Annotated in this window: 10 protein-coding genes; 5 read left to right on the forward strand and 5 right to left on the reverse strand. The window is 57.1% G+C overall.

Features of this window, described 5'->3' with window-relative positions; genetic code table 11:
• Positions 1-4: 4 nt before the first annotated feature.
• From AC13CY_RS17050 to AC13CY_RS17065, 4 genes are all read left to right on the forward strand, one after another.
• A complete protein-coding gene (locus AC13CY_RS17050) occupies positions 5-1,978 on the forward strand; it encodes a site-specific DNA-methyltransferase (protein WP_172514787.1) in 1,974 nt (657 codons plus the stop codon).
• On the forward strand, positions 1,975-3,027 hold the full coding sequence (locus tag AC13CY_RS17055) for a virulence RhuM family protein (RefSeq protein WP_172514786.1): 1,053 nt from the start codon (positions 1,975-1,977) through the stop codon (positions 3,025-3,027). The genes AC13CY_RS17050 and AC13CY_RS17055 overlap by 4 nt, the downstream gene beginning before the upstream one ends.
• Positions 3,028-3,099: 72 nt before the next feature.
• A complete protein-coding gene (locus AC13CY_RS17060) occupies positions 3,100-6,240 on the forward strand; it encodes a type III restriction-modification system endonuclease (protein WP_172514785.1) in 3,141 nt (1,046 codons plus the stop codon).
• Between the two features lie 783 nt (positions 6,241-7,023).
• Positions 7,024-9,168 (forward strand): TonB-dependent siderophore receptor, encoded by a 2,145-nt coding sequence (locus AC13CY_RS17065; protein ID WP_062375877.1) that lies wholly within the window; start codon positions 7,024-7,026, stop codon positions 9,166-9,168.
• Between the two features lie 83 nt (positions 9,169-9,251).
• Here AC13CY_RS17065 and AC13CY_RS17070 read toward each other — a convergent pair whose 3' ends face one another.
• Positions 9,252-10,148, reverse strand: coding sequence for a sucrase ferredoxin (locus AC13CY_RS17070; RefSeq protein ID WP_054641470.1), 897 nt, complete (start codon positions 10,146-10,148; stop codon positions 9,252-9,254).
• The gene (locus AC13CY_RS17075; protein ID WP_172514784.1) at positions 10,145-10,966 is read right to left on the reverse strand and encodes an ABC transporter ATP-binding protein; all 822 of its coding nucleotides are present in this window, start codon (positions 10,964-10,966) and stop codon (positions 10,145-10,147) included. The genes AC13CY_RS17070 and AC13CY_RS17075 overlap by 4 nt, the downstream gene beginning before the upstream one ends.
• A 280-nt stretch (positions 10,967-11,246) precedes the next feature.
• On the opposite strand from AC13CY_RS17075, the gene AC13CY_RS17080 reads away from it, so the two are divergent.
• The gene (locus AC13CY_RS17080) at positions 11,247-13,373 is read left to right on the forward strand and encodes a TonB-dependent receptor (protein ID WP_390624444.1); all 2,127 of its coding nucleotides are present in this window, start codon (positions 11,247-11,249) and stop codon (positions 13,371-13,373) included.
• Between the two features lie 3 nt (positions 13,374-13,376).
• On the opposite strand, the gene AC13CY_RS17085 is transcribed toward AC13CY_RS17080, so the two are convergent.
• Genes AC13CY_RS17085 through AC13CY_RS17095 form a run of 3 tightly spaced genes read right to left on the reverse strand, consistent with a single transcriptional unit; the run spans position 13,377 to position 16,392 of the window.
• Positions 13,377-14,408, reverse strand: coding sequence for a FecCD family ABC transporter permease (locus tag AC13CY_RS17085; protein ID WP_172514782.1), 1,032 nt, complete (start codon positions 14,406-14,408; stop codon positions 13,377-13,379).
• A complete protein-coding gene (locus AC13CY_RS17090; RefSeq protein WP_054641471.1) occupies positions 14,405-15,409 on the reverse strand; it encodes a FecCD family ABC transporter permease in 1,005 nt (334 codons plus the stop codon). The genes AC13CY_RS17085 and AC13CY_RS17090 overlap by 4 nt, the downstream gene beginning before the upstream one ends.
• Positions 15,403-16,392 (reverse strand): ABC transporter substrate-binding protein, encoded by a 990-nt coding sequence (locus tag AC13CY_RS17095; protein ID WP_483052830.1) that lies wholly within the window; start codon positions 16,390-16,392, stop codon positions 15,403-15,405. The genes AC13CY_RS17090 and AC13CY_RS17095 overlap by 7 nt, the downstream gene beginning before the upstream one ends.
• Positions 16,393-16,452: the final 60 nt, after the last annotated feature.

Below are 16,452 nucleotides of genomic sequence, written 5' to 3' on the forward strand. Positions count from 1 at the left end.
TACGATGGAAAAATTGAGAATGCACAGCCCGGATCTGAGTCAGGACAATATCGCCAAGATTCGTGAGCTGTTTCCCGGTTGCGTGACCGAGGCGCGGGATGAGGCCACTGGCACGCTGCGCTTGGTAGTAGATTTCGATCAGCTGCGCCAAGAGCTGAGCGACTCGATTGTGGAGGGGCCGCAAGAACGCTACCAGCTTAACTGGCCGGGCAAGCGGGAAGCATTGGCACTTGCGAATGCGCCGATCAACAAGTCGCTACGACCCATTCCGGATGAAAGCCTTCAATTCGATACGACGGAAAACCTGTTCATTGAGGGCGACAACCTCGAAGCGCTCAAGCTGATCCGGGACACTTACCTCGGACAGATCAAGTTAATCTATGTCGACCCGCCCTACAACACTGGCAATGATTTCATTTATCGAGACAGTTTTGCCACGGATCAAGTGATGCAGGAAATTGCTTCGGGAGAGCGAAGCGAGGAGGGCGCGCGCCTTGTCGCGAACCCGGAAGGCAATGGCCGGTTCCACTCCAACTGGTTGACCATGATCGCCCCACGCCTCAGGTTGGCGAAAAACCTACTGACGCGAGATGGGGCCATCTTCGTGTCCTGCGATGAGGGCGAACAGCCACGGCTGCGTCTGATCATGGACGAGATTTTCGGCCAGTCCAACTTCGTCGCCGACATGGTTTGGGCGGCCGGGCGCAAGAATGACTCGCGGCTGGTTTCCGTCTCGCACGAGTACATCGTCTGCTATGCGCGCGATTCCGTATATCTGCGCGAGAACGGGGTGACTTGGCGGCAGCGCAAGAAGGGGCTGGACGAGATTTATGCGCAATATGCGCGACTGAAACGCCAGCATGGTGCTGACTACAGGGCGATGACCGTCGGCCTAAAGGAATGGTATCGCGATCTCGCGGACGGAAATCCTTCAAAGGCTCACAAGCATTATAGTAACGTTGATCGCAGAGGGGTCTACTTCGCTGCGGATATTTCGTGGCCTGGTGGCGGAGGTCCCAAGTATGAGGTTCTTCATCCTTCCACTGGTAAGCCGGTGAAGGTTCCTGCACGGGGCTGGATGACGCCGGACCCGAAGAAAATGGCCGATTGGATAAAGGATGATCGGGTTCACTTTGGGGATGACGAAAATTCGGTCCCTTGCATCAAGAAATATCTTAAGGACAGCGAATTCCAGACGCCCTACAGTGTTTTCTACCAAGACGGCCGTGCCGCTTCGAAGCGCTTGCGGGCTCTGATGGGGGGCGACCTTTTCGATTTTCCTAAGGACGAATTGGTTCTGCAGGAAGTCATCGAGATGATGACGGAGGACAAAGACATCATCCTCGACTTCTTCGCAGGGTCGTCGACCACGGCGCATTCCGTAATGCTCCAGAACGCGAAAGACGGCGGGAATAGGAAATTCATCCTGGTTCAGCTTGATGAAGCGGCGGACGAAAAGTCAGCAGCCTTCAAGACCGGCTTCAAGACGATCCCGGAAGTCAGTCGGGAGCGCATCCGCCGCGCTGGCAGGCAAGTTATTGACGGCGACTGCCACGCAAGCTGGAACCGCGATGTCGGTTTCCGCGTGCTTAAGGTCGACAGCTCGAATATGAAGGACATCTACTACCGGCCTGATGAGCTGTCCCAAGGTGACCTGTTGGAAGCGGTGGACAACGTCAAACCGGATCGCGCACCGGAAGATCTGCTGTTCCAGGTGCTGGTGGACTGGGGTGTGGATCTGACCCTGCCGATTCGCCGCGAATCCTTGCATGGCAAGACGGTGTTCTTCGTCGATGACAATGCCCTGGTCGCCTGCTTCGACACTGGCATCACCGAAGAATTGGTCAAGGAGCTGGCCAAGCATGAACCGTTGCGCGTGGTGTTCCGCGACAATGGCTTTGCCTCTGATGCGGTGAAAATCAACGTCGAGCAGATCTTCCGTCAGCTGTCGCCCAGCACCGAGGTCCGTGCGTTATGAGCCAGGGTTCTGAGCAGTCTGGTAGCCCAAGGGATATTCTGCTGTATGAAGCGGCCGAAGGTCGGTTGCGGCTTGAGGTGCGCTTGCAGGATGAAACCCTGTGGCTGACCCAGAATCAGCTGGCTGAGCTGTTTCAGACCACCCAGCAGAATATCAGCGGCCATATTCAGAACGTCTACGCTGAGGGCGAGCTGGAGCGGGAGGCAACTCACAAGAAATTCTTGTCAGTTCAGCGCGAGGGTAGCCGCGAGGTCAGCCGTCAGCGGGATTTCTACAATCTGGATATGATCATTGCCGTTGGTTACCGGGTGAAAAGTGCGATTGCCACCCGCTTCCGGATCTGGGCTACCGAGCGCCTCAAGGAATACATCATCAAAGGCTTTGTGCTGGATGATGAACGCCTCAAGGAGCCGCAAAACGACCGCTATTTTGAAGAGCTGCTGGCGCGTATCCGTGATATCCGCAGCTCTGAAAAGGTGTTCTGGCGCAAGGTGCTGGATATTTACGCCACCAGCACGGACTACGACCCCAAGGCGGAGCAAACCCAGCTGTTCTTTAAACAGGTGCAGAACAAGATGCACTGGGCGGCTCATGGGCATACGGCCTCGGAGCTGATTTTCCAGCGCGCAGATGCTGGCGCACCCAATATGGGTATCACCAACTTTCCAGGCAAGAATCTGCTGAAGCGTGACATTGAGGTTGCCAAGAACTACCTGAATGAAGAAGAGCTGAATATCCTCAACCGCATCGTCAATGCCTACCTGGAATTGGCCGAAGTACAGGCGCTCAATCGCCAGCCCATGACCATGGCCGACTGGCAGCAACGGCTCGATCAATTTCTGACCATGACCGGGCGTGAGCTGCTGACCCATGCAGGTAGCATCAGTAATCAGCAGGCGGTGAATAAAGCTCACCAGGAGTTCGAGAAATTCCGCGAGCAACGGTTGCAACAGCCCTCAGAGGTGGAAAAGCACTTTATCGAGGCAGAGAAGAAGCTGAAGCAACTGAAGTCACCCACACGTAAGGGCGACAAAGGCGGGCAGCGTTGACCGCTGCCCTCGGTTCTTTCTGCATGACGATGTGCAGAAAGCCTTGCAGAAAGAATGCAGAAAGAGATTGCCATGAAGCTGAAGTTTAAAACCCAGGCCTACCAGACCCATGCCGTCGAGTCCGTGGTCGACTGCTTTGCCGGTCAGCCCCTGCTCGACGGTTTGACCTACCGGATCGATCCAGGTCAGCGCACCCAATCCAGCGCCTTTGATGAGGATGGCTTCAGAAACGCTGATCTGGTGCTCAGCGAAGCCCAGGTATTGGAAAACGTCCAGGCAGTACAGCGCCGCCAGAACCTGCCGGTGGTAACCTCGCTGACCGAGTTCACCACCTTCGACAACAAGGGCAATCGGGTGCCCGTCAAGGCGGCTTACAAAAAGGATGCTCTGGCGGCTACGCGCATCCACCTCGACGTAGAGATGGAGACCGGCACCGGTAAGACCTACTGCTACATCAAGACGATCTTTGAGATGAACAAGCGCTATGGCTGGAGCAAGTTCATCATCATGGTGCCGTCCATTGCCATCCGCGAAGGGGTTTACAAATCCCTGCAGATCACGGCTGAGCACTTTACCGAGAGCTATGGCAAGAAGGCGCGATTCTTCATCTACAACTCCAAGCGACTGCATGAGTTGGAGAGCTTCTCGTCCGATGCCGGCATCAATGTGATGGTGATGAATATCCAGGCCTTCAACGCCCGAGGCGCAGACAACCGGCGCATCTACGACGAGCTGGATGACTTTCAGTCGCGCAAGCCCATCGATGTGATCGCCGCCAACCGCCCCATCCTGATTCTGGATGAACCGCAGAAGATGGAAGGCAAAGCCACCATGGAAGCTTTGCCCCGGTTCAAGCCGCTGATGATTCTGCGGTATTCGGCCACTCACCGAACCCAGCACAACCGTATTCACCGCCTAGATGCGCTGGATGCCTACAACCAGAAACTGGTCAAAAAGATCGCCGTGCGTGGTATTCAGACGCGGGGGTTGGCTGGCACCAATGCCTACCTGTATCTGGAAGGTATCGACATATCCAGGCAGGCTCCCGTTGCCCGTATCGAACTGGAAGTGAAGCTGAAGTCCGGTGAGATCAAGCGTCAGCTCCGCCGCCTGCAGTTCCGCGATGATCTGTTTGCCGAGTCCGGCGAGCTGGATCAATATCGTGACGGCTTCACCATCAGTCAGATCGACGCCACCACCGACACTGTGGAGTTCACCAATGGCCTGGTATTGAAGGCCGGTGAAGCCAACGGCGATGTGTCCGAGGGTGACATTCGACGCATTCAGATCCGCGAAACCATCAAGGCTCATCTGGATCGGGAAAAGCAGTTGTTTGCCCAGGGCATCAAGGTGCTGTCGCTGTTTTTTATCGACGAGGTAGCCAAGTACCGCGACTATGATAAGCCTGATGAGCGAGGCGAGTATGCACGAATTTTCGAAGAAGAATATGAGCAGCTGAAGGACGAATATCTGTCTGAGCTGGCAATCGATAATGAAGCCTACCGGCAGTACCTTGACGATATCAACCCAGCAGCCACACACAACGGTTATTTCTCCATCGATAAGAAGACCAATCGTCTGAAAGACCCTAAAGTTGGAGCGCGATCGGTTGATTCTGACGATGTGGATGCTTATGACCTGATTCTGAAGGACAAAGAGAGCCTTTTGGCGCTCCATACAGGAGCAGATGATGCAGAAACCAGAGCTAAACGAAAGGTCAGATTTATCTTCTCCCACTCGGCCCTGCGCGAGGGCTGGGACAATCCCAACGTCTTTGTCATGTGCATGCTCAAGCACAGCGACAACACCATCTCACGACGCCAGGAAGTGGGGCGCGGGTTACGCTTGTCGGTGGATCAGCACGGTGACCGCATGGATAACCCCGCCGTGGTTCACACCATCAACGTGCTGACCGTGATTGCCAGTGAGAGCTACAAGGATTTTGTCGCCGGTTTACAGCAAGAGATCAGCGACACTCTGAGTGCACGGCCGCGCCAGGCAACCGAAACCTACTTCACCGGCAAGCAGCTGACCACCGAGCAAGGCCCGGTGGACGTGACCGCCGCCATGGCCAAGCAGATATACCGCTACCTGGTGAAAAATGACTACACCGATGAAACCGACCAAATAGCGTCGAATTACCACGAGGCAAAAGAGCAAGGCACTTTGGCTGATTTGCCGGAAGAGCTGAAGCCCTATGCGGATCAGGTCTTCGCGCTGATCGACAGCGTGTTCAGCGACGCCCAGCTGCCTGAAATCGAGGATGGTCGCAAGCCGAAAACCAACCCCCTAAACGCCAACTTCGACAAAAAGGAGTTCCAGGCGTTGTGGCAAAGGATCAATCGCAAAGCGGTGTACCGTGTCGACTTCGACTCGGATGAGCTGGTCCGCAAGTGCATCGCAGCCCTGGACAAGAACCTGCGTGTCACCCCGCTTCAATACACCGTGCAAAAGGGCATCCAGCATGATGGTCTGACAGATGAGCAACTGAAGCAGGGCGATGGCTTCAAGGTCGAGGAAGCCGCGACGGAATACGGCGACTCAATCCACTCGCGGGTCCGCTATGACCTGCTCGGCAAGGTAGCCGAAAACGCACAGCTGACCCGCCAGACGGCAGCCAAAATTCTGCAAGATATACAACCCGCCGTATTCCAGCAGTTCCGGCAAAACCCTGAACACTTCATTGCCGAGGCCTCCCGCTTGATCACCGAACAGAAGGCCGCGATGGTAATCGAGCGTTTGGCCTACGATGAAGTGGATGAGCGTTACGATGTGGATATCTTCACCGCCAACCAAACCGGACAAGACTTCTCCCGTGCCACGCAAAAGCTCAAAAATCACGTCTACGACTACGCCATCACCGATTCTGAGATCGAACGGCGCTTCGTCGCAGAACTTGATACCAGCAGCGAGGTGGTGGTCTATGCCAAGCTGCCGAGGGGCTTCCTGATCCCAACGCCGGTGGGCGACTACAACCCCGACTGGGCCATCTCTTTCCGTGCCGGCAGTGTGAAGCACATCTACTTCGTTGCTGAGACCAAAGGCACTATGTCATCCATGAAGCTGCGCGAGATCGAGCAGAAGAAAATCGATTGCGCCCGCAAGTTCTTCGACGAGATCAGCCAGCAGGTGACCGAGGATAAGGTGAAATACGACGTGGTGACGGACTACGCCAAGCTGATGGACGTGGTCGGGCAAAAAGCACACGCGTAAGCTGCACGAGGCTGGATATCAACTGTCAAGTAATACTTGACAGTTGATATCGACGATGGCGGCATCTGGCCACATTGCACAGCACCTCGAACTCGCCCCTGCGCCGCTTGCTGATCAGACCGGCACCATGAAGCCCACGCACTGTCTCGTGCATCTCGCTCAAGATTCGACTATTACGCTTTTTCGTCGTCATCACATACTCCAGTCTCACCTGCAGCTATGGGCCCGGCTAAAATGAGCTGCTGCGGAGGTCCACCGGCCCCACGCTCCAAACCAGTAGCCAAGGAATCCTTGACTACTCAAATGGCCACCAGTGAAGCGCGGCTGACTGTACTGAAAAGCAGGCGAAATCAGTACAGTAGTGGTACACTCACCCGTTCTGGCCATCTTCGCAAAATTACGCTAACCTACTGTCACGTAAATACTTTTAGCTTTCCTAGCTTACGGTAGATTACCCCTGATTTTGCTGGGTTTGCAGCGTTGCGTGCAAACTCATAATCGCTTGGTCGTAGGTTCAAGTCCTACTGGGCCCACCATTTCTAAGTCTCTCCCCCTAGATTGCCTTCTTCTTAAGCCCCTGACCAACGTCAGTAAACGGCTCCTTTGCCATATTCGCAGTTTCTCAAAACCTCATTTGTCTCTATTGGTTCTTCCACCGATCCTCCTTCGAACACCCCGTTCCACCGCAACCTCTTGCCCCACCAGAGTGATTGTGGTTGTGAATAAAAATCCGTATCATTCGTCTTACTATAACGAACTCCTCATACCCGTTGAGACTCACTCATGCTCCGTAAAACCATGCCGTTTTCCGTCGCGCCGTTGCCTGCTGCCGTTCGCCGTTCACTGGTGGTGTCGCTCGGTGGAATGCTGTGCGCTGCGCCGATGGCCGCACTGGCTCAAGAAGACACCATTAACACTGGCACCACCGTGGTCACCGCGACCGCGTTGAAGGTAGACACCCCCGAGGTAGAAACGCCTCGCGCGATCTCTACCGTGAGCGCGGAAGAGCTGGAAACCCGTGGCGTTAATAAGTACGACGAAACGTTCCAGTATCGTTCCGGCGTTGTTTCCCAGCCTTACGGCGAGGACAACAACACGGATTGGTTCTTCTTACGTGGCTTCAGCGCGGAAAGTGCGACCTACCAAGATGGCCTGCGTTTATTCCGCACCGGCGGCTACTTCTGGTGGATGAATGAGACGTTTGGCGTTGAGCGGGTGGATTTACTGAAAGGCCCGGCCTCTATTTTGTACGGTGAAGCGCCTCCCGGCGGTGTGATTAACGCCATCAGCAAGCGCCCGACCAGCGAACCACAGGGCACGTTGGAAATTGAGGCGGGCAACCAGCAGCATCGCCAGGTGGGCATTGATGTCTCTGGCCCGGTGGCCGAGCGTGACGATATGCGTTACCGCATGGTCGGGCTTTATCGCGATGGGGAAGGGGAACTTAACGGTAGCGAGAAGGAGCGCTACTACTTTGCGCCTAGCCTGGAAATGGATGTCAGCGACGATACTACGGTCACTTTCCTTGCCAGCGTGCAGAAAGATGAGGGCGTGCCCACTACCGGTTTCTTCCCGGCACTGGGTACGCTGAACGACTCTCCGTTTGGCCAAATCGACCCCGAGACCAACCTGGGCCAGCCGGATTACGACCGTCTGGATCAGCGCCAAGTAGGCATTGGTTACGAGCTTGAGCACCAGATCAACGATACGTGGGAGTTCCAGCAGAACGCTCGCTATACGCATTTAGATCTTGAGCTGCGTAATGTTTATCCCAACTCGTTTGTTACCCCGCCGCGCAGTATTTCCCGTGGCGTGATTGATCGCGACGGCGAGTACGATGCGTTCAATATCGATAACCGCTTGATTGCACGCACCTACACCGACAACACGGAAAACACCTTGCTGGTGGGCGCGGGCTATCAAGAGTTGAACCTGAACTACACCAACCGCGATAGCTTCCGTACCTTGGGCGATGGCTCTACGTTCTTCGCCAACGTGGATACCGTAGACCTCTATAACCCGGATTACGCCGCCTTTACCGCGCCGGATACCGGCGACCCCACCCAGCATGATGTGGACCGCCGCCAGTTCGGTATTTACGTGCAAGACCAGCTGCGCGTGGCAGATAAGTGGGTGTTCCTCGCGGGTGCACGCTACGACAGCGTGGATAGCAGCGACGACTTCAGTGATGTCACCGGTAGCAGCAGCCAGGGCTACGATGACGAGCAGCTATCACTTACAGCCGGGGCCATGTACCTGGGCGATAACGGCATTTCACCTTACCTTAGCTACAGCGAGTCGTTTACACCTGTCGCGGGTATCGGGCCGAATGGTGCTAGCTATGAGCCGCTGGAAGGTAGCCAGCTAGAAGCCGGTGTGAAAATTGCCCCGTTTAATGTAGATGGCTACGTGACCGTTGCCGTATTCGACGTGGAGGAGGACAACACGCTGATTTCCACTAGCGCGCCGGTACAGGAGCAGGCTGGTGAGCGTCGCTCCCAGGGTGTGGAGATCGAAGGCGTGGGCTACCTCACCGATGACCTACAGCTCACGGCGGCGTACACCTATACCGATGCGCGCTACGATATCAGCGATTCCCAGCAGGATGAGCGCGTGCCGCTGGTGCCTTTCCATATGGCGTCAGCGTGGCTGGATTACGATATGAGCAGCAGCTTGCCTGGACTTTCCGTTGGGGCGGGCGTGCGTTATATCGGTGAAACGTCTCCGAGCCCTGGCAGCGGTATTAACCGCGATGTGCCTTCCACCACGCTTTACGATGCCATGGCCAGCTACGATATTAACGACAGCTGGACCGCGCAGGTGAACGTGAACAACATCACTGATGAAGAGTACGTGAGCGGCTGCGATTTCTACTGCTATTACGGTGCTTCTCGCAGTGTGATTGGCAGCGTGAAGTACCGCTGGTAATTGATCATTGGCACTCAATCTTAACCCACAACGCCCGGCTTTAAGCCGGGCGTTGTTGTTCGTCGTTGTTGTTCGTCTATGTACTACCCATTCACCATCGCGTGCCATACGGTGCATTCGGTGGGGCCTTGCGCTAGGTCAGCACAGGTATCCACACGCCTTAGAGTAGTGGCTTGGCAGTGCACGGTCAGTTCACCTTGCCACTGGTCGAGCCGCCACTGAAAGCGTATCTCTCGCGCTTGGTCGTCGCCGTGATCGCTGATCAGAGCCAACGTGGGTTGTCTTGCCTCCGTGCTGAGCTGCGTCAACGCAGCGATTTCAGCACTCTGCTGTGCGGGAGTGAGCTGTGAGCTGCCGCGGTATCCGGGCAAAAAGCGCTGTTGGCGGGCTTCGGCCTGTAAGAAGGACAGCGCTTGTTCTGGCGTAATACGCCCATATTTGCGCACGTTTGGCAGCACGATCACGCTGGCGGCGAGTCGGCAGCCGCCGAGGTGGCTGCTCTCCCATACCTCGAACGGCAGCGGGTGCTCAGCTACCGTGCTGGCTAGCGCTTTGAACGTTTTATAACCGTACTTCGCGCAGCACTTATCTTTGGTGCCGTGGGTACAGCAAAGAACCAAATCATTGCGCATCGCTGGCTGCTCCCACTGGCTAAGGCGGGTGCCACTTTGAAAGGCGCTGAAGAACGCCTCTAACTCCCATCGTGCCACGCGAAAGCGGCGCCTCTCCGGCATCAGAAAGAGCTGATGCTGGTACTTTTCCATGCCCGGCTGTTGGATCAGGTTGATGCGCAGGCCATCGTCAGCCAGCGTATCTAGCGTTTGCTTTAATGAATCGCTCATATCGCTGGCGTGGCGTAGTTTGCGCTGCCACTTCGCGCGCGGCCAGCTAAGCAGTAAGTTGCGCTCGGCATGAGCGGCGCTACCGGCCAGCGGGTCGTGCTGTTCACGGCTTAAATCCGCGCAGAAGGTGTGGTTCATAGGGCTGCCTGTAACGTCGCCGAGGTGAAGGGCACGCACACTGGGCTGCCGCTAGCGGGGTCGCGCAGAATGTGAGCATCCAAGTCGAAGACGCGCTTTAGGTTGGCCGCGGTGAACACATCGCTTGGCGTGCCGCTGATGACGATTTGCCCGTCGCGCATCATGACTAGGTGGTCGGCGTAAGCGGCGGCGAGATTCAAGTCGTGCAGTACCAGCAGCAGCGTGCGGCCATGGTCGTGGGCCAGCCGAGATAGCAGCGCCAACAGCTCTACCTGCACCTTCAAGTCTAAAAAGGTGGTGGGTTCATCCAGCAAAATCAAATCGGTCTGCTGGGCGAGCACCATCGCGATCCAGCAGCGCTGGCGCTGGCCGCCAGAGAGCGCTTCCACATCTCGGTCGGCAAACTCGGTCACGTGCATATAGGCCATGGCTTCGGCGATGGCGTTGGCATCCTGCTGTGGATCTTTTTTCCAAAACCCTTGGTGGGGGAAGCGCCCCATCCCCACCAGCTGTTTTACGCTCAACCCCTCGGGGGCGATGGGGCCTTGCGGCAAAATGCCTAGCCGCTGGGCGACCTCCCGGGTGTTGCTGCGATGAATGTCCTTGCCATCGAGATAGACATGCCCGCCGCTAGGCGTCAGCGTTCGCGCCAGGGTTTTTAGCAGGGTCGATTTACCGCTGCCATTGGGCCCCAGAAGCACCGTGAGTTGGCCTTCCGCTACAGCAATATCCACCCCTTGCAAAATGCGCTTAGCGTCGTAGCCAGCGTGCAGGCTGTCAGCGGTGAGTCGTGATGCAGGGTGGGAATAGGCGGGCATAAGGTAGGCTCAGGCAAGCTCAGTCACAGAATTAGGGCAGTCAGCACCCTAAGGCAAAATATTCTCATTTTCAATGTTGTTCTTGTGGCTGCCTGTTCTGTGTCATTGCGGACGTTCGAACGGTGCGTCCGCAACGGTAGACCTGCCTGTTTCTTTGTGCATAATATAATCATTATTATTTAGATCCGCGTTAGCATTTCAGCGGCCGCTAAAGTGATAATTCACCAAGGGTTCATTCGTACGACGTTACACACAACGCAAGGGAGCAGACATGCAAACGATGAAACACGCCGCTTTCTGGCCAACGGTCACCTTGGCAGGATTAGTGGCAGCCACTCAGGCCAATGCCCAGCAAGAGGCAACTGACGTGGGGCAGTCGCTCAGCGAGTCATCGCCTACGATGGTCGTGACGGCGACGCGTAGCCGTAGTGAAGAGGGGAAAACGCCGCAGCGAGTGACGGTGATTACCCGTGAGCAGATCGAACAGCAGCTCGCCATCACCGACGACCCTGGCCAGGTCTTGAGCAACTTGATTCCCTCCTTTTCACCTAGCCGTCAGAAGCTGTCCAACGCCGGAGAGACGCTGCGCGGGCGCGATGCGCTGTTCCTGATCGATGGCGTGCCTCAGTCCAATCCGCTGCGCGATAGCTCTCGTGACAGTTACACCATCGACCTCTCCATGGTCGAGCGGATTGAAGTGATTCACGGGGCCAGCGCCGAGCATGGTTTGGGAGCCACCGGCGGTTTGATTAACTTCGTTACCCGCCGGGCCGAAGGGGGCGGTATTAACCAAAGCGCGGGCATTAGTTTCACCGTGGACGACGATCTGCACTCGGAAGGCTTGGGCAACAAGCTCAACTATCGCATTAGCGGCCAGCAGGGCGACTGGGATTTTGTAGCCGCGGCTACTCGCCAAGAGCGGGGCGTGTTTTACGATGGCGGCGACCGTCGCGTGGGCATTGCCTACCCCGGCGAGCTGCAAAACTCGGAAAGTTACGACCTGTTCGGCAAGTTAGGCTACTGGATCGACGACAATCAGAATATCGAGCTGTCGCTCAATCATTTTGATTTGGAAGAGGGCGACGACTACGTGCCCGTGGTGGGCGACCGCGATGCGGGCATCCCGACCAGCGCCGAGCGGGGCACACCCGACGGCGCGCCAGGCTTCAATGAAGTCACCACCGCCCGCTTGGCGTACTCCCACGCGGATTGGTACGGCAACGCGGTCGATGCCCAGGTGTATCGCCAGCGCTTCCGAGCGCGCTTTGCCACCACGCCGTTCTTCCCTTACCTGGATGGCAACGGCAATACCCAGTTCGACCAAACCCGTAACGAATCGGATAAACAGGGCGCCAAGTTCACCCTAAACCGCCAGGGCATGCTGGATGACCGGCTCGGCGTGACGGTGGGGTTAGACATCCTCGAGGATGAAACCCGCCAAATGCTGGTAGAGACCGGGCGCACCTACGTGCCGGAAAGCCGCTACAGCAACATTGCGCCGTTCTTACAGGGGCAGTTCAAAATCGCCGACCCGCTCACGCTGCATGCCGGCGTTCGCCATGAGCACGCCGACCTTGAGGTGGATGCCTACGAGACGATTGACCGTAGCAACGTCACTCAAGGTAACGTCGCGGTAGGAGGCGGCAACCCCAGTTTCGATGAAACGCTTTATAACGTGGGTTTGACGTACCAGGCCACGGAGTGGGCACAGCTGTATGCCAGCTACTCGGAAGGTTTTGGCATGCCGGACGTGGGTCGCGTGCTGCGGGGCATCGGCGAACCGGGGCAGGATGTGGATACGCTGCTTCAACTGCAGCCCATCGTGACCGATAACCAGGAAATTGGCGCGCGCTTTGACTGGGAGCGATACGGCCTGGAAGTCAGCTACTACGAATCGAACTCTGACTTTGGCCAGCGCTTGGCCGAACAGAACGGTACGTGGGTGGGCAGCCGGGAGAAAACCGAAATCCAAGGGGTGGAAGTGACCGGCAACATGCAGATCAATGACTACCATGACCTGTCGCTCTCCTACGCCCATACCCAAGGCAAGTCAGACCAAGACGGCGATGGCAGCGTGGACACCAAGCTTACCGGGATCAATATTGCGCCCGATACGCTCAAGCTGGGCTGGAGCGCCGTATGGAACGACCGTCTCTCGACCCGCCTACAGGGCCGCTATTACTTCGACCGCAGCGTCGATAACCCGGCGCTCGACTTCGATGGCTACGGTTTGGTGGATGCCTCGCTGGCCTATCAGCTCCCTACGGGGCAGCTATCGCTGGGTATCGAGAACCTGACCGACGAAGACTACCTCACCTATTACTCTCAAGCCGCTCGCATCAGCGATGAGTACTACTTCACCGGTCGTGGGCGCACGTTCACGGTGGGGTATCAGCTGGATTTTTAAGGCTTAACGCTGGCGCGCCCGATACAAGAGATAAACAAAAAAGGGCGCGCCAATGCCCGCAACGAAAATACCGGCAGGCAGGTCGTTAGGCAAAAAGGCGACGCGGCCAAGCAGGTCGGCATAAAGCACGATTAATGCACCTACCAGTGCGGATGCAGGCAGTAGCCGCGCTAAATGTCGGCCCACCCATCGCGCCGCTAGGTGCGGTGCCATGAGGCCCACAAAGCTGAGCCCTCCCGCCACGGCCACCGCAGCACCGGCCAGCACCACGCTACAGGCAAGCAGCACGATTCGGCTGCGCAGTAACGGTACGCCTAACCCTTGGGCTACGCTGTCGCCAAGCGCCATTGTATCGGCGTGGCGCGTTAGCAGAAAACTCACCGGCGTCGCTAACAGTAGCCACGGCAGCAGGCTGGACACATCGGCCCATTGGGCGGCGTATAAGCTGCCGGTCAGCCAGGTATAGGCGCTCATGGCGGCGGAGTCGTCACTCATCACGATCAGTAGCGTAGTGCCCGCGCCCATGGCGGCGGCTAGGCCAATGCCCACTAGCACCAAGCGCGCAGGGCTAATACCACGCTGCCATGCCAAGCTGACCACAAGCAGAGCGGCGAATAAGGCTCCGAGCATGGCCGCCACCGGTAGCCAGCCGATGCTAACGTGCGAACTGAGCAACGCGATAAAGAGAACGGCGGCTAGCGCCGCGCCGCTGGTAATGCCAATAACATCCGGCGAGGCAAGCGGGTTACGCACGATGCTTTGCAGAATGGCGCCTGCCATTGCCAGCGCCGCCCCTACCAGGATCGCCAGCACAATACGCGGTAGCCTAAGCTGCCAAATAATGAACGTCAGCTCGCTATCCGCTGGGTTAATAAGGGAATGCCCGACTTGCAGTGGTGGAGTAGGAAAACTTCCCAAGCAAAGCGACAGAGCCGCGCTTAGCACAAGCCCCACACTCAATAGCAGCAGCGTGAGACGAAAACGTGTGCCAAGCGCGTTGCTGGCGTCAGAAGGAGAGAGCGCTGCGAGTGTCATTGGCGAGCCATGTTGCGTCGTGCGAGGTAAATAAAGAAAGGCGTACCAATGAGCGCTGTCATGACGCCGACCGGCACTTCCTGTGGAGGAATTAAAAACCGCGATGCCGTATCGGCCAGCAGAAGCAAGCAAGCGCCCAAAACGGCACAGCCAGGAAGCATCCAGCGATGGTCAATGCCAAAGAGGCGGCGAGCCATGTGGGGCACGATTAGCCCGACAAACCCAATCATGCCCGCCAGGGCTACTGAGCTGCCTGCCAATACAATCACCACGAGCCCCAGAAGCAGTTTGATGCTGCCCGCGCGCATGCCTAGGCTTGTCACCATGTCATCACCTAATAACAGCGCATTGGCGTGACGTACCAAGAGGGCGCTAAGCACTATGGCACCACCAAACAGCGGTAGCAGCGGCAGTACTAGGTCAAGGTCGCGTCCCGCCACAGAACCCGCTAGCCAATAAAGCACGCTTTCAAAGCTCTGCTGGTCGACCACCAGGAGCCCCTGGCTGAAGGAGACAAACATCGCGGTCACCGCGACCCCTGCCAGCACCACCCGCAGCGGCGAGTTCTCGCCATAGCGCCCGCGACTTAGCAACGCCACTAAACTTGCTGCCACTAGCGCGCCGAGTAGGGCGGCACCCACATAATGGGCAGGCGTATGCAGCGGCAGTAGCGCTACCGCTACCACGACGAAAAACATCGCCCCGGCGTTAATGCCTAAAATACCCGGCGAGGCGAGCGGGTTGCGAGTCATGGTCTGCATCAGTGCGCCCGCTACGGCCAAGCTAGCACCCACGAGCGCCGCCACCACGGCGCGTGGCAGGCGCTCGGTATATAGAATGATATGCGCCACATTAGCGGGATCGTAAGCGGTTAGCATACGCCACAGTGCCGACCACTCTAGCGGGGTGGTGCCGAGCATGACGCTGCCGATAAACGCCAGTAGCGTCATGGCAGCGCCTGCTAGCAACCCTAACCACTTAGCGGAGCTGCTGTTCAGCATGAGGGCGGCTCCTGAATGCATAAAGCGCAGTGTGGCAAGTGGCCATCGGTGGCCGGGGTGAGCTGATAGTAGCGGTAAAGGTCATCCAGCATGGCGTTGGCCGCCAAAATACCGCCGCCCATCATCCAACTAACGGGGTCTGCCTCAAATACTTGGCCGCGCTGCACAGCCGTTAGCTGTTGCCACAAAGGGTGAGAAGCCCAGTGTTGGTAGTTGGCCGCAATGGCTGGGTCATCTGGCTCCAGCAGCACAAAGATGACATCAGCCTCAAGCACCGGAATGTTCTCCGTGCTGGCAAGCTTCATCCCCCAGTCTTGAGAGGCCAGCGTCTCGGGTTGTTCAAAGCCCAGCTCATCTAGAATCGAACCGGCAAACCCGCTGGTATAGATCCGCACATGATCGCTTTTAAAGCGCACGACGGCGACTTTTTGCGGCCATTGGCCCCCTAGCTGATCAGCGATCTGCTGGCGAAAGTCCGCCACGCGGGTTTTCCAGCGCTGCAGCAGCGCTTGGGCTTGCTGTTCGCGCTCGCTGGCCTCGGCCACCAGCGCTAACGTCGTTTTGAAATCATAGACGGTGTTGGCGTAAACGCTGGTCGCCATGGCGCTTAACAGCGGGGCGACGCGTTCGTGCCGAAAGTGACTGGCGATAATGGCATCCGGGTTCAGCCAAGCCACTTTCTCAAGGTTCGGCTGGGTTTCCAGCCCCACGTGCTCAACATTGGTAAGCGCATCGCGTAAATAGCGGTAGGTGGGCTTTTCCAGCCAAGCGTCAACCACGCCAACGGGGGTAATTCCGAGCGCTACGGCACTGTCCGTGGCTCCTTGGTAAAGCGTTACCAGGCGGGGTTGGTCACATTGAGTAGGTAAATCAGCAGTGGTGGCTACTTCATTGGCTATAGCAAAGAAAGGCAGCAGGGTGGAGCAAAGAATAAGCAATACCCGCCACCCTGTGCGGCTGCCATGAGCGTGTGCTGTCTGCATACGTGCCCTTCGGTGTCACGGAGAAAGGCGAAATCATGGCATGTTGTAAAAGCTAATGCA

The sequence above is a fragment of the Vreelandella sp. L-15 genome (assembly GCF_056857635.1).